Here is a 20,965-nt window from a genome sequence, read left to right on the forward strand (position 1 = left end):
CATCCCAAATTATGAATTTGTACTTCATATCTTCAAAATTTTTGAAAAGGAAAAAAAATATTTATGGCTGGTCATTCACAATTCAAGAACATTATGCATCGAAAAGGACGTCAAGATGCTATGCGATCTAAAATATTTTCTAAAATCGCACGTGAGATAACTGTTGCAACAAAACTGGGCAGCCCGGAACCATCAGAAAATTCTCGTCTACGCCTTGCTATTCAAAATGCTAAAGTTCATTCAATGCCTAAGGATAATATTGAGCGTGCAATTAAAAAAGCACTTGGTAATAATACAGAAAACTATATAAATGTTCGATATGAGGGCTATGGCCCTGGAGGTATTGCAATCATAGTTGAAGCTCTTACCGATAACCGTAATCGTACAGCCTCCAATGTGCGTTCTATTTTTACTAAGTCAGGCGGTTCTTTAGGAGAAACAGGCTCTGTCTCCTTTTGCTTTGAACAACTTGGAGAAATCATTTACAAATCAGCAATTGCCGATCCTGATATAATTATGGAAGCAGCAATTGAAGCAGGAGCTCATAATTTTTTCTTAGAAGACGAAGAATATATTATACATTCTCCGTTTGAAATTATTAGTGATGTTTCTAAAAAACTAGAAGAACTTTTTAATGAAGCCAATAGCGTAAAAATCATCTGGAAGCCTAAAAATCCTATAACAATCTTGGAGGAAGAAAAAATTAAATCTCTATTGAAAATGATGGATCTTCTAGAAGAAGACGAAGATATTCAAAATGTTTACTCTAACCTTGAAGTTCCTAACGAAATGATCGAAAAAGCTCTTATAATTTCATAGATTAAGCATTTTATGATCTGTTACAACGTTTTCTAGATTTTTTCAATGTCATTTTCCGAAGGTAAAAGCGTAAGCTTCCAGCCCAGGCGAATCTGCTTCAATTTTCAAGAGGCCGTTCTTGACCTTAGACTGGCTAATCAGTTCATAGAGTTTATATTGTTCAACATCTAACACACCATTCACAACATCACTGCCTGCTGCTTGACCAAGGGGCTCTCTGTTGAGCGTCAAACGAGCTCTGATAGGCTTACCTCCCTTTGTCCCCAATACCAGAAATACTTTTCCAGAGATGAAATTATATTGTAAGGCTGCACCAGCTGCTTCGGAAGTGACATGCTCCGAACCAACCGTCCACGCACCAGAGAGCGCCCAATGATTAGAAGGAATGAATTTTGGCGCTGTGTAAATTTGTGTAGCATCATGTTTCATATTCTCAACACTAAAGAAATTTTTAGAACGTTTGTACCCTAGGTAAGTCTCAGGTGACTGGTTTCTGCTAATAGCAGCTTTATCTTCTATAACATCAATTTTTTTTTCAAAGCCAAGAAGATAACGAATATTGTTTTCTGTCTCTAAATAGCTACCTTCTCCAAAATGCTTATAGACCACACGCCCCTTCTGATCTATCAAGTAATGTGCAGGCCAATAAAGATTCTTAAAAGAAGTCCACGTATCAAGATTATTGTCAAGTGCTACAGGATATTCGATATGGTATCTGATAATTGCATTATTAACATTCGCCACGTTTTTCTCAAACTCGAACTCCGGCGCATGGATACCAATAATAATCAATCCCTTTTCACGGTAGTCACGATACCATCTTTTAATATAGGGCAAAGTTCTAATACAATTTATGCAAGAATAAGTCCAAAAGTCAATCAAAATAACCTTGTTTTTTAGTTCTTCTATGGTTAGCGGTTTGCTATTCAACCATGTTATCAGACCTATAAATTTTGGTGCAGGATAAGGTGTTTCAAGCGTTCCCTGAAGGCCAGAGACCTTAGAACCAAAAGATTTTTCTATCATCGTAGAAGATGAATCGTTCGAGACTGAAAAGAATTGCGCATCTCCCTCTAAAACCATGAACCCAATAGAGAGCAAGATGATAACACCAAAGACTTTACGAACACTTTCTGTATGCTTTATTAAAAAGCCAAACTTCTCCATCATGCTTTTCCCTATCAGAGAAATCAGTAACATAGGAAAGCTAACGCCAACGACAAAGGACGTTACCATCAAAATCGCGTTAAAATCGTATTTTTGTTGTATTATCTGTACAAGAGCAGCGGAAAGAATAGGCCCTGCACAGGGAGTCCAGACTACCCCGATTAACAAACCGATTAAAATACCGCTAAAAAAACCGTCGTTAGCATTTCTGAATAATCGATGTCCTACATTAGAGAAACGTTGTGTATAAACGCTGAATGTGTCGGACATAGTACTGGACAATAATACAAAACCGCACAGTGCCAGTAAGACAAAAGAACTGTATCTGATAATGTTAAGATTAAAGCCCAATGCCATCACTAAAGTGCGCGACAAGAATGCAAAGGAAGAAAAGGCCATAATGAATCCAAGGATAATACCGAATGGACGCTTCCTCCCACCTTCCACTGACGTGCTTAGTACAATCGGCAACATGGGTAGGATACAGGCACTGAAGATTAATGCCAAACCTTCTAGAAATGATAACCAAATTTCGAAGAAATTCATTCTCTTTCTCTGTAAAGATCAGGATATACTGATTTCAGCTTTTCTAATTTCGGGGTATCATAAACAACAACATAAGGCTGTTTTTTGTGTTGCTTTACATAATTTTGGTGATACTCCTCGGCAAGATAAAAAGTATCAAGCGGCTCGAGATTTGTAACAACAGGAGTTGAAAAAATGTGACGTTGATTAAGAACAGCAATTTTTTCTTCTGCTTCATTCTTTTGTTCAGAGGTTTTGTAAAAAATTACTGAACGATATTGCAGGCCATAATCTGGACCTTGATAGTTGAGTTGCGTCGGATCGTGGGCAACATTGAAATAAACATCTAACAACTTTGAAAACGAGATTTGTGAAGGATTATAAGTAACTTGAACAACCTCTACATGTTTTGTCTTACCACTGCTAACAATATCGTAATACGCCTCCTGTTTCTTTCCACCTGCATAACCAGAAACAACATCAATCACACCTTTTGTATGCTTAAACACAGCTTCCATACCCCAAAAGCATCCCCCTCCCAATACAATGGTTTTGGTGACTGGCATGATTATCTGATTGGTTTCGATACCTGATTCTACTGCATAGGCTTTTACACAAAAACAAACCCTAAAAGCTAGTGCTATCAACAGAGAAATTTTAACAGCTTCTGCTCTGGATACATTCTTCATCTCATGATCTCTTGGGAATAAAAGTTAACACTGCACCATTATTGCAATAGCGTAAACCTGTAGGCTGGGGCCCATCCTCAAATACATGACCTTGATGACCACCACAACGTGCACAATGATACTCCTTACGGGCTACACCAATCTTATAGTCCATACTAATTTCAACATGCTTTGGGATGACATCAAAAAAACTTGGCCATCCTGTACCAGAATCGAATTTTTGGGTAGAAAGAAACAAAGGAAAGCCGCAACCAGCACATATAAATGTCCCATCACGATGTTCATCAAGCAAAGGGCTTGTAAAGGGATATTCCGTCCCTTCCTGACGTAAAATAGCATATTGTTGCTTTGTAAGTTTGCTTTTCCACTCTTTATCAGAAAACGTCATTTTTTCTACCATATCAGCTGCAAAAACCTTGATGTAAGGCACAAACACGGCTAAAAGAAAACTTTTGGAAATCCATTGAAGAAACTGCTTACGTTTCATGGCTATTCACTCAATAATGTTTCAATACCTGAGATGAATGATACTGACATTTAAAAATGTTTATGTTCTTGTAATCTTCTCCGTGTGAACTGATTAACGTAATACGTAACATAATGGTAGAGACTTTTTTCGCCAATTATTTACTGATGTAACTTTTAGCGCGTACAGCTTATCCAATGAAACAGATGTAATAAAATCAAGATCCATTACTGGTCTCTCAATTATATTAATAATACAACAAAACGAATAAAGTATCAAATAATTATACAGCTTTTAATATAAAAACTTATTGTATAATTTTTCTATGATTATATTAGCTTCACTTCTTAATGCTCTTATATGATATTTAAAACTAAGCAGGAACTTGTTACCAATAGCTTTCTTTCTCAGGATATGTTGTTGTTGAAGTTTTACCTTGTACTAAGAAGCCTCAATACCCTGCTCGACCTCTCAAAACTATCTTCCATGAATGAGAGGAAGTAAAAACAGTCTCTGAATTTGATAAAATCAGCATAATTTCTTGCTAAAAGAATCAGTTACAAGTTTTTATTTTATGTGTATGTTTAGTATTGATGGGGGTTGATCTTGCTGAAATTAATCAACTAAGCTGATAACTACTATTATGAATGAAAAGAAATAGATATGAATTTCTATAAAAATACTCTCTTATTTATCGGAGGTGGGATAGGTACACTTGCCCGCTATGGTCTGTCGATGTTAGCATTGCCAATAAGCAAAGATTTCCCGATAAACACCATGATCATTAATATCACAGGCTCGTTTATCATTGGCCTTTTCGGTACGTTGACGCTAGCCAGCGGTAAATTTCCAGTTCCTGAAGATATCCGCCTGTTCGTAATGGTAGGATTATGCGGTGGCTTTACTACGTTCTCTTCATTCAGCCTACAAACCCTCGATTTAATCAGGAATGGATTAATAATTAGAGCACTTGTTAACATTGGTCTTTCTGTTATTCTCTGCCTCTGTTCTGTTACTATTGGCCATGTTACCGCCAATTATCTCAACGGAAGAGTAATATAAATTACGCAGCTCGATATTAAGTATCAGAAAAATTTAATTTCCTATTTTACTCATTCACTAGCATCAAACACCAACAAAGTGACTCAAAAAGTTAAATGGCGGAGAGGAAGGGATTCGAACCCTCGATACGGTTCCCCATATACGCCCTTAGCAGGGGCGCGCCTTCAGCCACTCGGCCACCTCTCCAATTAAGGTGAATAAATTTATTAACGTAGATAATCAAGGGCTTTATTACGTTTTTTTAAAAAATAAGCATAGTTATCCAGGAATCAATCCTGAAATTTTTTAGTCCAATAAATCCAACATACAACATTCCTGAAAATTAATAGTTGGTAACAAAAAAATAATATTTGAATATATTATAAAATACACTACAAACTAGTGGTAATTTTAGTATTTTGATTAAAAAACTCATGGATATAATATATGTTCGTAATAAAAAGAGTTTATTCAGGAAAGAAAATACATCTTTCTTTTGACGACGGTCCTCATTCTAGAAATACGAAGATAATACTTGACATACTTGAGAGGAATAACATTAATGCCACATTCTTTGTGATTGGCGAAAAAATAAAAAGGAACAAAGATATTATTGCTATGATCTATTCTGGAGGACACAGAATTGGTTGTCACCTATTCCAGCATTATGATATGACAACATTAAGTGACAGGAGTATAAGAAACCAAATACAGATGTTCGAGAATGCTTTATCGCCCTTTGCTCCAATAGATCGTATATTAAGGCCTCCCTATGGAGCACATTCTAAAAGAACAGATAGAATATTACATTCAATGGGATATCACATTTTATTTTGGAATGTTGATACCGAAGACTGGAAGAGACATCAGGGATGGGTTGATTTCGGGATGAGACAAATAAGAAATTTAAATGAGTGTTTAGTTTTAATGCATGATATCCATTATACTACAGCCAATCAGTTAGAAAAATTCATAAAAGAAATTAAAGAGATCGGTGATGCTTCGTTTGTTGATCTTGAGGCTATTACAGGAATTCCAAAACCAAATACTATAACAAAAATTTAAGTATTATTAAAAAATCATAGGCTGTAAAAAGATAAAGAGGATTTTAGATAATGCGAGACATAAGCACTCGGAATTACACTAAAATTTTGATTAACTTATTAAAGAGTCATAAAAAAATTGATCCTGTATAAGGATAAAAAATTCTTGAAAGCATCATATCTAATACGAGTTATTTTTTCAAATACAACATGCAATCAACAAGATTTCTTTTACTCTCTACAATATCTCTTATTATATTCATTATTGTATTTTTAATGACAATACAAAATCAAATTTTCATTAAATCATTTTCTCAAAAGCAAAAAAAAATATCAAATCAAGATATTCAATATACTGGCTTACCTTTCATAATTGATGGTGATAGTCTCGAAATTGGAGGCAAACGTTTCAGACTTTTTGGAATTGATTCTCCAGAATTCGATCAACTCTGTACAAAAAAAGGTAAGCAATACTCATGTGGGAAAGAATCTACAATTGCGCTGAAAAATCTTATTAAGAATAAAACTATTAATTGTACAAAACAAAATGTAGATTCTTATCAACGAATTCTTGTTATTTGTTTTTTAGATCAAATAGAAATTAATCGCTGGATGGTTATAAATGGATATGCATTAGCCTATCAACATTATTCAGACCGCTACATTAACGATGAAATTAAAGCCAGAATGTTGAAAGTTGGTATATGGTCCGGATCTTTTGAGAAGCCCTGGAAATACCGTCATAAAAAGCATAACACTATACTCTTATCTAGGTAGGTATATGAATTTTTCATTTCATATACAATTACTCAATTTTCAATAAAATATCTGACAATAAATGAGTGATAATAGTTACACATGCTGGTGTTATTTTTTCTGAAGCAATAATCTGTGCAATCTTGTTGTTTATTTTCTGAATCTCTTCTTCTTGTAACATTTTGATCACTGAATTATTTGTGATAAGCGCCTTAGAAATTATTTTATGTCGTATAGAATATACCCAATCAATTTCTGCGGATAATGCAAGATTTTCATAATGCTCTTCAACCGTAATCTTATTGGCCTTAGAAAGCAATTCATCAATATAAAAACTTTCTGAAACAGCACACCACATTTCTAATACCTTGAATAAAGTAGCCTTACATTTCTCAGAAATTTCTATTAAATCAGGAACTATTATTAAAAACTGCATTTGCACAATTTTTTTAGCCAAATCATGTGGAACTTGATCCGCAATCATTTGATCTACTTTAGAATTAAAATCTTCTAACCACTTTACTGGAACTTTTTCTGTTAGAAGATTATTCAATTTATGAAATGCTGTACTCAACTTCTTTACAGAAGTATCTATACTGCCTAAAAATTCTTTATTCTTAATAAGCACATATGTAAGTTTTTTAAAAATAAATCTAATCTCTTCATATATTCTATTTTGGAACTCTCCACTAATTTTATTATCAAGACTATCGACTTCCATCCATAAAGACTCTAACCCATAGCCCTCATAGGCAATAGTTGCAGCACGAACAACATTTACAGGAGAAGAATCTGTTGCTTTTGCTAAACTCACAGCAAAACAAGGTCCTCCATAATTAATGATAGCGTTAGCCAAAACTGCTGCAATTATTTCCCTTTTTAGTTGATGGTTTATAATATCATTAGCATATAACTTATGCATTTTAAGTGGGAAATAATTAAACAGTAACTTTAAAAACCATGGATCATCTATTAAATCATTCTGCATTAAGTGTTCTGATAATGTTAGCTTTGCATAAGAGAGTAAAACACCTATTTCTGGTCGTGTTAGTGGTTTTTGAGAACGACATCTTTCCTTAAAAACATTAGCATCTGGCAAGTTTTCAATCTGTCGATTAAGAACTCCTTCTTCTTCAAATACATTTATAAGTTGTGAGAACTCTCGCATCATAGAAATACCTCTACGTTGCTCTAAAGATATCGCTAACGATTGAAGATAATTATTACGCAAAACAATATCGATTACTTCGGAAGTCATTGATATTAATAATCGATTACGCTTTTGTAAGGTAAGTTTTCCATCTCGCATAGCAGAGGCTAATGCAATTTTTATATTAACTTCCAGGTCAGAAGAATTTACTCCTCCCGAATTATCAATCGCATCAGAATTAATACGTCCACCATTTAATGCATAAACAATACGACCTTGTTGCGTAACTCCAAGATTAGCTCCTTCACCAATAACTTTTGCTTGCACTTGATCTGCACTAACACGTATTAAATTATTTGCAGGATCACCAACCTCAACATCTAGCTCCTGTGGTGAAGAAATATAAGTTCCAATTCCACCAAACCATAAAAGATCAACTGGCGCTTTCAAAATAGCAGACATAATTTCAAAAGGAGTAACAATTATCTTCGACATTCCAATAGCATGAGCTGCTTCAGGAGTTAATTTTACAGATTTCACTTTCCTTGAAATAATCATCCCTCCCTGAGAGAGGATTTTTAGATTGAAATCTTGCCAGCTAGAAGAGGATAATTTAAAAATACGATTACGTTCAGAAAAAGTAGTTTCCATATCAGGATCAGGGTCTATAAAAATATCTCGATGATCAAAAGCAGCAATAAGTTTAATCTTCTTAGATAAGAGCATACCATTACCAAATACATCACCTGACATGTCACCAATTCCAACAACTGTAAAAGGCATGGATTGGATATCGATATTCATTTCCCGAAAATGTCTCTTTACTGCCTCCCATGCTCCTCGAGCAGTGATGCCCATTTTCTTATGATCATAGCCACTAGAACCGCCTGAAGCAAAAGCATCCTCTAACCAAAAATTCATTTCCTTAGCTAATTTATTTGCTGTATCTGAAAATGTTGCAGTTCCTTTATCTGCTGCTACCACAAAATAAGGATCATCATCATCCAATCGAATGATATTTGGAGGAGGCAGAATTCTTTGGTTTTCAATATTATCCGTTAAAGACAATAATGCACGAATATAAATCTTATACGCTTCATGCCCAGCATTAAAAATTTCATTCCGGCTTCCTTCAATGGGCAATTTTCGAGGATAAAAACATCCTTTTGCTCCCACAGGAACAATCACTGCATTCTTAACTCTTTGTGCCTTTACCAGACCTAACGCTTCAGTACGATAATCTTCTGCTCGATCTGACCACCGTAATCCTCCTCGAGCTATTCTACCAAAACGCAGGTGCACTCCTTCTACTTCTGGCCCATACACGAATATTTCACGAAATGGTCTTGGCTCGACTAAGGTATCAATTTTAGATGGATCTAATTTAAAAGAAAGTAACCCATTATTTTGAAGATTCTGAAAATAATTAGTCCGCACAGTAGCCATAATTAAATTAACATAACGCCGTAAAACATTATCTTCATCTAGATTAGGAACTAATAACAAGCATTTATTAATTTCCTTCAAATGTTGATTCGTGCGTTTTTTTCGTGTTGTATTTGATAAAATTGGATCAAATCGATCTCGAAATAACAAGAAAATAAGCTTGCTAATTAAAGGGTTTTTATTTAAAGCCAATGCGATAAAATCTTGCGACAATGTTATAGATGTTTGTCGAAAATAACGAGCATAAGAGCGCAAAACATTAACTTCATAGACTCTTAATCCTGATAAAATCACCAAACGATTGAATAAATCATCATCTACTCGACCTTGAAAAATAATCTTGAAAGCCTCTACAAGGTCTTTACTGCAACGTCCAAGATCAACATGTAAACTATTAGCTGCTGGCTCTAATTCCATTTGATATAATATAACAAACCGTTGGCCTCCCTTACCAACAACACCAATTTTAAAAGTATCCTCACTAATTACAGTGAAACCTAAATTCTCAAGAAGTGGTACACGCCGTGATAAAGATACATGATTATCTGCATGAAAAATTTTTATCTGTATGCTATTATCTTTTTTATCTAAAAAGCGAATACACAACTCCTCTTTACCGCTGGCACAAGTTATAATATACTTTAAATCGTCAACTGCTTGTTCTGGAGAAAAAATATCACGAAAAGCTTGATTAACCAACAAACTTGGAGCCCCTGCTCCTGCAAGCTTCTTAAATTTCTCTTCCCAACGCGTAACTAATGAGGCAACTACTGTCTCAAGCTTTTCCTGAGAAGGACGTGGTGTACGACCTCCTGAACGACCTATAATAAAATGAATACGCGTCAGTGGTTCTTCAAGAAAACTCGGGTAAATAGCTGACACGTGGCCTTCATAAACTTCAGAAAAATAATCACCAATCTTTTCGCAAACGACAGAATTAAAGTCCTCACGAAATACATAAACCAAAATAGAAACAAATCGATTGAATCGATCAATACGAGGTAAAACTCTTACATGAGGACGCTCTGAAAGCTCATTAATCTGTTCACAAAAAGATGACAAGAGAATTGGATCAATTTGAAAAAGGTCATCCCGTGGATAATAATCCAGTGTATTTTGTAACACACGACTATAGTGACTTGCAGGATCAAAACCAAAATGTTCTTTTACTTTAACAATCTTTGCACGTAGTAGTGGGACTCTCGAAGCGTTTTGTAGATAAGAAGAATACGTAAATAACCCGACAATACGTAATTCACCTATTACCTTCCCCATGGGATCAAAACACTTAATGCCTATGTAATCCACGTATTTCCCTGAAACAATGGATTTAAGATTAGATTTGGCAATAATTAATAAATCAGGACCTTCTAAAAAATCACAAACCTCAGGTGTCATGAATGGTGTTTCTTGACAAAACCTAAACACAAAAACCTCAGGATCAGTTAAAATACCGAGTCCTGTTTGTTCATTACTTTTCAGTTTCAATGATTTTTTTTCTCGTATGAGAGTATAATGTCTCATACCAAAGATTTTAAAATTACCATCTCTCAACCAATTAAGAAATTCTAATGCTTCATCTATTCCTACATGATACCGAACAGCTTTTAAACTCATAAAAGATTGACTTACTTTATCTAATTGAGCTAACATTTCTTCTGAATCTTTTGCTACCAATCGTACTTTTCTGACAATTAAAGGTAACTTTTCCTTAAGAGCTAATGACTCTGAATGCGAAATTTTTGTAACATGAATCTGTATAAAACTCATCTGAGTTGAGTTTTCTTGAGATTCAAAAGGAGAATATAATTGCGGAGCACAGTCATTTTTCCAGACTAAAACTGGATGAACTGCAAGCATTAAATCCCAGCGACGGCTTGTTATTTCTGCCATCACTGATTGATAAAGATATGGAATATTGGCTGCAACAATCGTTATTATACTAACGGCTTTCTCAGAAGGAGTAACTCCTTCAATTTCACTGATATCTATGTAAGGTTCATTAAAATCCCAATTTTTTAAATGTGTATAGGCAGATGCACAAACCAATGCAAGCATTGATGGTGTATATTTTTTAAGGTCATCAAGGATTGCCCTACCCAAAAGAACATCTGCACTAACAGATGAATACCCCAAACGACTTATCTCACCTTCAGTCATTTCAATAATTCTATCTCGTTTCAAATCTCGTGAAACCACTACTATTATCCTTAAGCCAATGAACTTTAATTAAAAAATATATTATCAGACTTTAAAAAATATTAGTATTTTATTTAATATTTTCATTAAATCTTCATGCTTTATACTAAATAACTTAATATTAAAAAAAAATTATAAATATTCTAAAAAAGAATATAGAACTATTCTGTAGAATAAAATCTTGACAAATCTTTATAAGTTGTTCAAAAAATCAATAATGTTTAGGCATATTTTTTTATAGACAAATTAAATCTTTGATGAATACGAAAAAGGTATAAATTTATGCTATACTTCCCGGAAGTATTACTTCATCGCTATCGTGATTTTATTAAAGAACGTTACGATCATAAAAAGTTTCATGCCCTTGCTGATCGACAAACCCCCGAAATAATGATTATTTCCTGCTGTGATTCTCGTGTTGCACCTGAAACAATCTTTAATTGTGAGCCAGGAGAAATTTTTGTAGTTCGAAACGTTGCTAATATTGTTCCTCCTTATCAACCAGACAGCTATCATCATTCAACTTCTGCTGCCATTGAATTCGCAGTGCAAGAACTTTGTGTCAAACATATTATTATCATGGGACACGCTGGTTGTGGAGGCATTCGAGCTCTTCTAAATCCAGAGAATAAACCACTTTCTCCAGGAGATTTTATTGGTCAATGGATGGATATCTTGCGCCCTATAGCTGAACAAGTTAAAATCGACAATTCCATAGAAAAACAAGAAAAAGTAGAAAAAATATCCATTATAAATTCTCTCAATAATTTACGTAGTTTTCCTTGGATACGCGAACGAGAACAGAAAAATCTGCTGCATTTACATGGTGTATGGTTTGATATTTCATCTGGAAAATTAAGGATATTAGATTCTGAAACAAAAGAATTTATTTGTTTGTCACTTTAATATAATTCATTATATGCATTAAACTTAACTTATCAGGAATTAATGGCGAAAATTTCTAATACCAGTAAAAATCATTGCAATATTATGATTATCTGCCATTTCGATTACTTCAGAGTCACGCATTGAACCCCCAGGTTGAATAACTGCAGTTACACCAATCTTAATTGCCTCCAAAAGACCATCAGCAAAAGGATAGAATGCATCAGAAGCCACAACTGCTCCTAATGTCAAAGATTCTTTTAATCCCATCACTCTAGAAGCTTCTTTAGCTTTCATACCTGCGATACGCGCTGAATCTACTCTGCTCATTTGTCCCGCTCCTATGCCAACTGTACATTTCTCTTTGACATACACGATAGCATTTGATTTAACATGCTTTACCACTCTAAAAGCAATTTTCATATCTTCAATTTCCTGCCGGGTTGGAAATCTCTTGGTAACTATCTCAAACTTCTGATCTTCTAATATACTGTTATCCCGCGTTTGGATTAAAAAACCACCTGCAACAGTCTTGACCAAAGTACCCAGAGAATGAGGATCTGGTAACCCACCAACTTCTAAAAGACGTATATTCGGTTTTTCTGCAAAAATTTCTTTAGCTTCCTTAGAAATTACTGGCGCTATAATCACTTCTGTAAAGAGCTTTACAACTTCTCGTGCCGTTTCTGCATCCAAATCACAATTAAATGCTACAACTCCCCCAAAAGCAGATATAGGATCACATGCTAATGCACGACGATAGGCTTCAACACACGTTAAAGCTACTGCTACACCACATGGATTAGAATGTTTAACAATTACACATGCAGGTTCTAAACTTGGATGAAATTCTGCTACAAGCTCATACGCAGCATCTGCATCATTAATATTATTATATGATAACTGCTTTCCTTGTACTGAAACAGCAGTGGTAACACCAGGACGATGTTCCCCTGTTGCATAAAACGCTGCTTTTTGATGCGGATTTTCTCCATACCGCATTTCCTGCAGTAAATGGCCTCCTATAGTATAATCTCGTGAAGGATTAATATTGGAAAAATTTTCAAACCAATTAAAAATCATAGTATCGTATAAAGCAGTTCTTGCAAACGCTTTAGCGGCCATTTTCTGACGAAAATTATAAACGGTTCCTCCATTATTTTCATTTAATTCAGAGAGAAACTGAGGATAATCTTCTGGATCTGTCAATACAGTTACATAGGCATGATTCTTAGCAGCAGCTCTGATCATTGTTGGACCACCGATATCAATATTTTCTATTATTAACTGATAATCAGATTGTTCACGGCAAATTTTTTCAAAAGGATAAAGATTTGAGACAACAAGATCTATTTCTTGTAAATCATGCTCATTCATAGTAATAATATGGTTTTCATCATCTCGTATACACAGAAGGCCTCCATATACTTTTGGATGTAACGTTTTTACTCTACCGTCCATTATTTCTGGAAACTCAGTAAAGTCTGAAATATTCATGACAGGAATCTTTTCTGTCATAATCAAATTATAAGTTCCACCCGTAGATATAAGCTGAATACCCCTTTCATGTAATGCTCGGGCAAAATCAACAATACCTCTTTTATCATAAACAGATAAAAGAGCTGTTTTAATTGGAACATTTTTACAAGGAAGCTCTTTTATAGGCAAAGATTGCATGAAATTAATCCATCAAATATGAAAAATAATATTTCCTTAATATCACAAGGAAAGCATTACGGGAATCATCAAATCGTTGGACGACGTGAAAAAAACCATCGAATTGAATTTTTCTCTTGAAGGGAAAAATTAATTTCAATTTGTTCACTTCTTCGTACTCCGGAGAGATCAGCAAAAAAAATATCTTCAGAAATAAGAACTTGATTACTAGGAGATGAGAAATGCCAGATTTCACCATCAGGACTTTTTAACAATACACTTTCACTATCATAACTCATCAATTTAATAAGAGGATGGACATGAAAGCGTGCAGTGGCTTTTATATTCATTGTCATCTCAGAATGCTTTGAGTTTATTCTCATCAATCTATCCCGTCCACTAATTAATGTTCCACTGACATTAATATTAATCATACGTTCATGTATTAAACCAAAATTATGCCTATAGCCATCATGAGTAGCAATTAAACTTTCTTGATCGCCTTCTATAACCTTACGACGAATATTGACTTCGGAAACTCCTGAGAGGACAATTGGTCCAGTTAAATGTGACGAAGAAAAATGATTAGAAGACTTATCATTCAATGTAACTGTAGAATGAGCAGCCGTAATACGGGAAATCTTTTGAAAACGTTTTTCTGAAAATCTAGAAGTCCCCGAGTTAATAATAAAACGATGCTTCCCTGATGAAAATTCAAAAGAAAGACAACCAGAATGAGCTACTTGAGAAAGCTCTACTGAAGACTGTCTTCCTGTATCAACAATGATAACAACTGAACCAGCACAAAGCCTCTGATAACCACCACGAGGTAATTCTCTGCAAGAGTTGCCTTTTGTTTCGTCATAATGCAGCACTGTTACAAGTTCTGGAGCCAACGATGAAGTGGCTCCATTAAAAAGTGCTAAATCACCATCTTTATGTCGAAAAAACCGTAAAGCTGGATACATACGACTGATTGCTATCAGAAGTTTCTGAGGTATATTCTGTTCAAATCTTATACACGCCTCTTTTAATGGCAAGAAATCAAGCAACAACTCTAGAATGGTACATGGGTTGCGAGATATATGAGTTCCATCATGAAGAATTTGTCTTTCTATCTCTTTATCAAGGTTGCGAATAATTTTCTCTCTTACTGATGCAGATGTTCGTATAGAAATAGATGCTATTGCTAATGCAATATATGCTCGTAATCTTATTACACCATCTGGTGTATATGGCACAATAGCATCAAGATAACGTATATGAAGTGATAAGCTTTTCATGAACAATGTATAGAATTGATTATCTGCTCCTTTCATAATAACTGGCGAATGAGATAGCCATGCAATAATACGATTCGTTACAGCTTCAGTTGTCCAAGCAATACCTTTTAAAGTTTGTCCATGTTTTTTTATCCAGTCATTAACAAGCAAACGCGCAACAGCACAATTAGAACCTGAAGGCTCTGCCTGAAAATGACGAAGCCACGAGAAACCATGTAATGCCTTACCAAACTCCTGCGTTGGAACTTCTAAGCCAAAAGGTGATGTTCCTTTTAAAAACAAGCTTCTTCCTTCTAATGAAAAACGTCCCTCGAGTAACTCTCTTATGAAAAGTGGATCAATACTACGCAAATCTGTTGGCGCAACAACCAATTGCTCAGATACTCTAATCCATCGACAAATAATTTGAAACCATATGCACACAAAGGCAATCATGAAACGTCTTTGTATTTGAATCAATGCAAACAAGAAACGCCGATACTGGAAAGCGAAATCTTTCAAAAAAATCTCCTAAATTCTGAAAGGAAAACTCCTTCGGCATTGAATTTAATGATAACATACAGATTATGTTAAACTGAGATATTAATTCAAAATGATATCTTTGGCCTACAAACAAAAGATTTTTAATTCATATAACAAAATACAACCGTGCAAAATCCATTGCTCCTGATTAAAATTGTATAAATATATTGAGAACAACACAAAAATACCCTTCCTCAGAGGAACAATATTTTTAATACCAAGAAATATTGAGATTTTAAGAAAATCATTATCAAAAAGTTAGAAACCGAAGACATTTCTTGTTTTCAAATTCATATTCACTTCGAAAAAATATGTTTTTCAATAACAGCAGTTAACATAAGAAATCCTATTTTATATTTTCATACACACATGTTATTCTTTATCTTTGAATTTAAAAAAAATAATGATATGATCATATCAAATCTTCAATATTCTTTACTGATCTTTATTAATATTATTAAGCAATAATAAATTTTTAATATCTACAGGAGCATTGAAATGTCATCTTCTATACCTCAAGAATTAATGTCTCAGTCTACTCTTATGAAGAAACTTTCATCTCATGCTTTAAAAGCTTTAGAAGAAGCAAGAAACCGTAAAGCTAAGGAAGAAGCTCTAGAATTACCTCGAGAAATAGGCGGACGCGGAGGCCTAGATCCATCTAGATTTGGTGATTGGGAAAAAAATGGTATTGCGATAGATTTTTAACTATTCGATCACTGAAAATTTAGCGTAATTTTCTAAGAAATTCTGATTTTAAAATATAAGTTGCTTTCTAGAAAAAAATATTTTGAATAAAAATTATTACGATGTTGATTAAAGTTACAAATACCACTTTTACTTGAAATTTTAAGGTATTCTGAACAATTATAACCCAACTACCTAAGCCAAAAACATATCATTTCTTCTCAAATGACTTTTTTCTTATTAAGACAGCTATCGTTATGTAAACGTAGCATCATAAAATATCACAACATCATCAAGTGCCCTGAGCCATTCCTCTAAAAAATTAAAATAACTTAAAAACTCCACGAAAAACTCATACACAGTACTATACAACTTTCTCTATTCTGAAAAATACTGCAAAAAGAAGCAAAATATATATAATATTCCTATATCACATTTAATTAATCAAATAAGCTAGAAACAGATTGTTCTTGAGATGTTCTCAAAATTGCATCCCCCAAAAAAGCTGCAGTCGTAATAACACGCATATTAGAAGGATAATTCACATTTTCATTACGCTGTATAGAATCAGTAATAACTAATTCTTTTAATTTAGAGGTTGAAACAAGATCGATTGCAGAACCAGAAAGAACCCCATGTGTAATATATGCAGTAACACTAGCTGCTTTGTGATTCAGTAACGCTTCAGCTGCATTACATAATGTACATCCAGTATCAACAATATCGTCAATAAGAATACAATCTTTTCCTTCCACTCTCCCTATTATATTCATAACTTCAATTTCTCCTGGGCGTTCACGTCTTTTATCAACAATTGACAATAAACAATCCAGTCTTTTGGCAAGAGCGCGTGCACGCACCACACCTCCAACATCCGGAGAAACAATCATCACATTAGAAATATCATAATGCTGTTTTATATCACGCACCAAAATAGGCGCGGCGTATAGATTATCAGTCGGGATATCAAAAAACCCCTGTATCTGACCAGTATGTAAATCTAATGTCATAACACGGTCAGTTCCAGCTTCGGTGATCAAATTTGCTACAAGTTTAGCCGATATAGGAGTACGCGGACCAGGTTTCCGATCCTGACGAGCATAACCAAAATAGGGGAAAACCGCTGTAATTCGCTTTGCTGAAGATCGACGCATAGCATCAACCATAATCAACAATTCCATTAAATGATTATTAGCAGGAAATGACGTAGACTGAATAATAAAAATATCTTCACCTCTTACATTTTCCTGAATCTCTACGAATACTTCCTGATCAGGGAAACATTTCACATTTGCTCTTCCCAGAGGTAGATCCAAATGATCACAAATAGCTTGAGCGAGATTTCTATTAGAATTACCTGCAAAGATCTTCATATCGTCCTAATGTACCTATTATTTTCTGTTTTAATTACTATAATTTTATATTTATGATTGCAACATTTGTAAAAAGCTTCTTCAGATGACATCTGCATTAAAAAAGATAATTGTAAGGCTATTTCATAGTCTTGAACAAAAATTCAAACTATACTTCTTCTTTAAAAGAAATCTAGATACGATATCAATTCTATTCATTAAAAAATTTTTCTAGTTTTGAGCTTGTTTCCAAAGAACAAAATCTGACACGGTATGCACAACAATGTTTTGAAAAACAGAAGTTGGTATCTTATCCCTCACATCATAAGACAATCCTTTAATTGACTCCTGCCCCTGGAAACGATGCAACTGAATACCTCCTTGACTAAGAACGTCCCAAACATAAATAATAGTTACCAATCCTTTTTCTAGAGAAGATATAGAAAAATATCCTTTAAGGATATAATTACTATTCAAATCATTAGCGTTTTTAATAATTAATCCCCGTTTTTTTGCGGTTATGCCAAGTTGCTGAGACAAGAAAAAAGCTTCCCCCTGCGAGACACCTACAATAGGAAGCAATCGAATAGTTGTCCCTTTTTCTAAAAAAACGAGTTTTTGTGCACTACCAATGAAATATTATCAATTTTTGGGTTATTATTTTTAACTTCCTTTATCTGAGACTTGGATTCGATCGTATTCTTATGAACTTCTTGAGATGTTTTTATGCGACGCTTTAATTTTTTGCGTGATGTCAACCGTTTAGATGAAGAAATACCTACATTCCCCCTAGGAACATAGCTGTCTGTATTATCAAAGCCACATGAAACAATAAAGAAGCACAGGAATGCTATTAAAGATTTTTCTAAATATATTTTTAATATCTTTACAAAAATCTTTTTTCTATTAGCACGCTGCATTGTTTTACTGTTTTCTTCCTCTGAGAATACAAAATGATTAGAAAAGATACGCACCTATTTTTTTATATTTCAGCTTAAAATCCAATCAATAGATCCCAATTTTTACATTCTTTTAGTGTGACTATTTTTTTAAATTTCATAATCAGCATTATTATAAAAGTATAAGAACACTCTATGTTTTAGAACTTATAGGTTGTTTTTAGTTAAAGATTTACTACTCATTGTAAAAATTCATGAAATAGAAAAACTTTTTATATTCTTTGATAACAAATCTTTAATTTTTAAAAATGATGATGATATATCATTGACCGAAGATACGTTAGATACGCTTTTCAAGGTATTTTTTTAACAGGAAAAAGCTTGTATTATTTTAAAAACCTTCTATGTATAAATGACATTCATAAAAAGTAGACTACAAAAAAATCTATGTGAGCAGTATCGCTGAGAGTTGTCTTCCATAGTCGGTTTCTCCTGCATGTAAAGATCTCCGATAGGAAAAAAAATTAGAGTGTTCTTTATAAGTACATCTTTCAAGACTTGTGGCCTGAACTCCTAACGTACTAAGTTTTCTTAAAACAAGAGATGGTAAATCAAACATAAAATAGGATTCTTTAAGTGAAGGACAAAAAAAATCTTGATACGAAATATCATATGCTAAAAACTGTTTTACAAATTCTGGACCTACTTCATAATATGCCGAGGTAATGGATGGACCAAGGCAGGCGATAATCTGTTCCTGAATGGCACCAAGACTTACTATCTTTTCTACAGTATTTTCAAGTATACCAGATAAAACTCCTCGCCAACCAGCATGCGATGCACCAATAATACGCTTGTTAGGATCAACAAAAAGCACAGGAACACAATCAGCAGTCATAACGCCTATGATTACATTCATCTTATCCGTTACAAGCCCATCAGCTTCAATCGGCATCTTTTTATCATAATCAGCATCTAAAATTGCTACAGTTGCTGAGTGAACCTGTTGTGCTGTAATTAATTTATTTACAGGTAGAGAAAACCAAGAAGCGATATAAGAACGATTTTCTATCACTTTTTTATCATCATCCCCAGCAGAAAAACTAACATTCAAACTGGAATAAACGCCCTCTGAAACACCAGAATGCCGCTTAAAAAAACCATGGATAACTCCTTGAATACTTGAAATAGAAGGAGAGAGTAATGGCTTGGCGGAGAATAGGACTTTCTTCATTATTTACCTTAAACATCGTCTCAATATCTAGAAAAGATGCCTTTATGTCATTGATATTATATTAATGGCATAGGTTCTACTTTAGGAGAAGAAATCATTAAAACCTTAAATAATTGACCCATATTTCTATTCTGAATACCTGTCAAACGTTCTACTTCTTCAAAAACAGTTCTTTTTTTGTTGTATTCCTTGCAAGCACATTCGCTCTTTGCCAAATACCAAGACCTCTTAGAAATCTCTCCTGCGTTATGCAGTCATGAACCTGAATGTCAAAATTAGATGCTATTTCTGCTAACTGTTGAAAATCAACATGGCTTGTGAGATCAGCTTCGCCAGGATGCGCGAGTGGAGAATCATATCTATGCTCTTTAACTGCCTGCAAAGTATCACCAAAACCACTCACAATATGCCCATAATCAATTATAACAGCTACACCTCCCCCACACAATAATCTCTGAGCAATTGCTTTGATTACTATTTGACGAATTAGAGACGTTTCAAATATTTTCCCTAAAGGCCATTTCTTTTTATCAGGGAGAATAGCGCAATTTGCTTCCTGATTATCTAAACAAAAAGCAAGGCCGTTATCATTATTAAGACCAACCATACGTTCGTAAATGCCTTTTTCTGTTAAAACAAATTGTTTAATAGGTATACTATCAAAGAATTCATTAGCAACTAAAAGCACAAAACCTGAAGGAACATAATCAACACTATTATGCCAGTGTATCTTTGATAAATACTTAGACAAAACCTTTTTTTGTATGGCGATTAATCGCTTACTCATTTCAATCAAATGAACGGATAACAGATTAAATAATGCAGGTTCCAATTTAACAATGACCCGCAAAATATCAGACATCATAGTTCCTCTACCAGGACCAAGCTCTACTAATCTTACAGAATCTGGGCGACCATGAGATTGCCAGGAGTAAACGAGAAAAACTGCTATCATTTCACCAAATAACTGACTTATCTCTGGAGCAGTGATAAAGTCTCCGGTAGGACCAAATGGCTCACATATATTGTAGTAACCATACTCTGGGTCTGAAAGACAAAGAGAAAAAAATTTGTCAATTGCTATAGGACCACTATCCTGAATTAAACCTTTTATTTTTTTTGTTAAAGGGGAAACCAACATACATC

General features: G+C 34.2%; 16 protein-coding genes, 1 tRNA gene and 1 pseudogene. 6 read left to right on the top strand and 12 right to left on the bottom strand.

Going from position 1 to position 20,965, the window contains the following annotated elements:
- The first annotated feature begins 63 nt into the window (after positions 1-63).
- Complete coding sequence (locus B488_RS05960; RefSeq protein WP_015273641.1) at positions 64-819, top strand: YebC/PmpR family DNA-binding transcriptional regulator; 756 nt, start codon at positions 64-66, stop codon at positions 817-819.
- A 48-nt stretch (positions 820-867) separates the two neighbouring features.
- Here B488_RS05960 and B488_RS05965 read toward each other — a convergent pair whose 3' ends face one another.
- Genes B488_RS05965 through msrB form a run of 3 tightly spaced genes read right to left on the bottom strand, consistent with a single transcriptional unit; the run spans position 868 to position 3,687 of the window.
- A complete protein-coding gene (locus B488_RS05965) occupies positions 868-2,532 on the bottom strand; it encodes a cytochrome c biogenesis protein DipZ (RefSeq protein ID WP_015273642.1) in 1,665 nt (554 codons plus the stop codon).
- A complete protein-coding gene (gene msrA / locus B488_RS05970; RefSeq protein WP_015273643.1) occupies positions 2,529-3,200 on the bottom strand; it encodes a peptide-methionine (S)-S-oxide reductase MsrA in 672 nt (223 codons plus the stop codon). Before msrA ends, B488_RS05965 begins: the two co-directional genes overlap by 4 nt.
- Before the next feature lies 1 nt (position 3,201).
- A complete protein-coding gene (msrB, locus tag B488_RS05975) occupies positions 3,202-3,687 on the bottom strand; it encodes a peptide-methionine (R)-S-oxide reductase MsrB (protein WP_015273644.1) in 486 nt (161 codons plus the stop codon).
- A 642-nt stretch (positions 3,688-4,329) separates the two neighbouring features.
- On the opposite strand from msrB, the gene crcB reads away from it, so the two are divergent.
- On the top strand, positions 4,330-4,728 hold the full coding sequence (gene crcB, locus B488_RS05980; protein WP_041770799.1) for a fluoride efflux transporter CrcB: 399 nt from the start codon (positions 4,330-4,332) through the stop codon (positions 4,726-4,728).
- A 96-nt stretch (positions 4,729-4,824) separates the two neighbouring features.
- Here the strand turns inward: crcB and B488_RS05985 are convergent.
- Positions 4,825-4,914, bottom strand: a tRNA-Ser gene (locus B488_RS05985).
- 240 nt (positions 4,915-5,154) lie between these two features.
- Here B488_RS05985 and B488_RS05990 point away from each other — a divergent pair.
- Positions 5,155-5,772: a polysaccharide deacetylase family protein gene (locus B488_RS05990; protein WP_015273645.1), complete on the top strand. Its 618-nt coding sequence runs from the start codon at positions 5,155-5,157 to the stop codon at positions 5,770-5,772.
- A gap of 254 nt (positions 5,773-6,026) precedes the next feature.
- Entirely contained in the window at positions 6,027-6,527 is a 501-nt protein-coding gene (locus B488_RS05995) for a thermonuclease family protein (RefSeq protein ID WP_172792751.1), read from the top strand.
- A gap of 28 nt (positions 6,528-6,555) precedes the next feature.
- Here the strand turns inward: B488_RS05995 and B488_RS06000 are convergent, their stop codons facing one another.
- Complete coding sequence (locus B488_RS06000; protein WP_015273647.1) at positions 6,556-11,301, bottom strand: NAD-glutamate dehydrogenase; 4,746 nt, start codon at positions 11,299-11,301, stop codon at positions 6,556-6,558.
- Positions 11,302-11,583: 282 nt separating this feature from the next.
- Here B488_RS06000 and B488_RS06005 point away from each other — a divergent pair, with 282 nt between their 5' ends.
- Entirely contained in the window at positions 11,584-12,207 is a 624-nt protein-coding gene (locus tag B488_RS06005; RefSeq protein ID WP_015273648.1) for a carbonic anhydrase, read from the top strand.
- Positions 12,208-12,246: 39 nt separating this feature from the next.
- Here B488_RS06005 and purH read toward each other — a convergent pair whose 3' ends face one another.
- Both purH and B488_RS06015 read right to left on the bottom strand, forming a co-directional pair.
- Positions 12,247-13,863 (bottom strand): bifunctional phosphoribosylaminoimidazolecarboxamide formyltransferase/IMP cyclohydrolase, encoded by a 1,617-nt coding sequence (purH, locus tag B488_RS06010; protein WP_015273649.1) that lies wholly within the window; start codon positions 13,861-13,863, stop codon positions 12,247-12,249.
- Positions 13,864-13,931: 68 nt separating this feature from the next.
- Positions 13,932-15,626, bottom strand: a complete 1,695-nt coding sequence (locus tag B488_RS06015; RefSeq protein WP_244422692.1) for a heparinase II/III family protein — start codon at positions 15,624-15,626, stop codon at positions 13,932-13,934.
- Positions 15,627-16,145: 519 nt separating this feature from the next.
- Here B488_RS06015 and B488_RS06020 point away from each other — a divergent pair.
- Positions 16,146-16,355 carry a DUF1674 domain-containing protein gene (locus tag B488_RS06020; protein ID WP_015273652.1) on the top strand — a complete coding sequence of 70 codons (210 nt, stop codon included), beginning with the start codon at positions 16,146-16,148 and terminating at the stop codon, positions 16,353-16,355.
- A 419-nt stretch (positions 16,356-16,774) separates the two neighbouring features.
- Here B488_RS06020 and B488_RS06025 read toward each other — a convergent pair whose 3' ends face one another.
- The 5 genes and pseudogenes from B488_RS06025 to B488_RS06045 all read right to left on the bottom strand — a co-directional run bounded on the left by B488_RS06025 (position 16,775) and on the right by B488_RS06045 (position 20,957).
- Positions 16,775-17,707: a ribose-phosphate pyrophosphokinase gene (locus B488_RS06025; protein ID WP_015273653.1), complete on the bottom strand. Its 933-nt coding sequence runs from the start codon at positions 17,705-17,707 to the stop codon at positions 16,775-16,777.
- Positions 17,708-17,917: 210 nt separating this feature from the next.
- Positions 17,918-18,268, bottom strand: a complete 351-nt coding sequence (locus tag B488_RS06030; RefSeq protein ID WP_015273654.1) for a hypothetical protein — start codon at positions 18,266-18,268, stop codon at positions 17,918-17,920.
- A gap of 20 nt (positions 18,269-18,288) precedes the next feature.
- Positions 18,289-18,660 carry a hypothetical protein gene (locus B488_RS06035; RefSeq protein WP_144049214.1) on the bottom strand — a complete coding sequence of 124 codons (372 nt, stop codon included), beginning with the start codon at positions 18,658-18,660 and terminating at the stop codon, positions 18,289-18,291.
- Positions 18,661-19,030: 370 nt separating this feature from the next.
- Positions 19,031-19,819 carry a peptidoglycan editing factor PgeF gene (gene pgeF / locus B488_RS06040; protein ID WP_015273657.1) on the bottom strand — a complete coding sequence of 263 codons (789 nt, stop codon included), beginning with the start codon at positions 19,817-19,819 and terminating at the stop codon, positions 19,031-19,033.
- A gap of 56 nt (positions 19,820-19,875) precedes the next feature.
- Positions 19,876-20,957, bottom strand: a pseudogene (locus B488_RS06045) (class I SAM-dependent methyltransferase).
- Positions 20,958-20,965 lie beyond the last annotated feature (8 nt).

Source organism: Liberibacter crescens BT-1 (assembly GCF_000325745.1).
Classification (GTDB): domain Bacteria; phylum Pseudomonadota; class Alphaproteobacteria; order Rhizobiales; family Rhizobiaceae; genus Liberibacter; species Liberibacter crescens.

What these genes read in the sequence shown, in the direction of transcription:
- B488_RS05960 (WP_015273641.1), top strand. Translation starts at nt 64, where the DNA reads ATGGCTGGTCATTCACAATTCAAGAACATTATGCATCGAAAAGGACGT.
- B488_RS05965 (WP_015273642.1), bottom strand. Translation starts at nt 2,532, where the DNA reads ATGAATTTCTTCGAAATTTGGTTATCATTTCTAGAAGGTTTGGCATTA.
- msrA (WP_015273643.1), bottom strand. Translation starts at nt 3,200, where the DNA reads ATGAAGAATGTATCCAGAGCAGAAGCTGTTAAAATTTCTCTGTTGATA.
- msrB (WP_015273644.1), bottom strand. Translation starts at nt 3,687, where the DNA reads ATGAAACGTAAGCAGTTTCTTCAATGGATTTCCAAAAGTTTTCTTTTA.
- crcB (WP_041770799.1), top strand. Translation starts at nt 4,330, where the DNA reads ATGAATTTCTATAAAAATACTCTCTTATTTATCGGAGGTGGGATAGGT.
- B488_RS05990 (WP_015273645.1), top strand. Translation starts at nt 5,155, where the DNA reads ATGTTCGTAATAAAAAGAGTTTATTCAGGAAAGAAAATACATCTTTCT.
- B488_RS05995 (WP_172792751.1), top strand. Translation starts at nt 6,027, where the DNA reads ATGACAATACAAAATCAAATTTTCATTAAATCATTTTCTCAAAAGCAA.
- B488_RS06005 (WP_015273648.1), top strand. Translation starts at nt 11,584, where the DNA reads ATGCTATACTTCCCGGAAGTATTACTTCATCGCTATCGTGATTTTATT.
- purH (WP_015273649.1), bottom strand. Translation starts at nt 13,863, where the DNA reads ATGCAATCTTTGCCTATAAAAGAGCTTCCTTGTAAAAATGTTCCAATT.
- B488_RS06020 (WP_015273652.1), top strand. Translation starts at nt 16,146, where the DNA reads ATGTCATCTTCTATACCTCAAGAATTAATGTCTCAGTCTACTCTTATG.
- B488_RS06025 (WP_015273653.1), bottom strand. Translation starts at nt 17,707, where the DNA reads ATGAAGATCTTTGCAGGTAATTCTAATAGAAATCTCGCTCAAGCTATT.
- pgeF (WP_015273657.1), bottom strand. Translation starts at nt 19,819, where the DNA reads ATGAAGAAAGTCCTATTCTCCGCCAAGCCATTACTCTCTCCTTCTATT.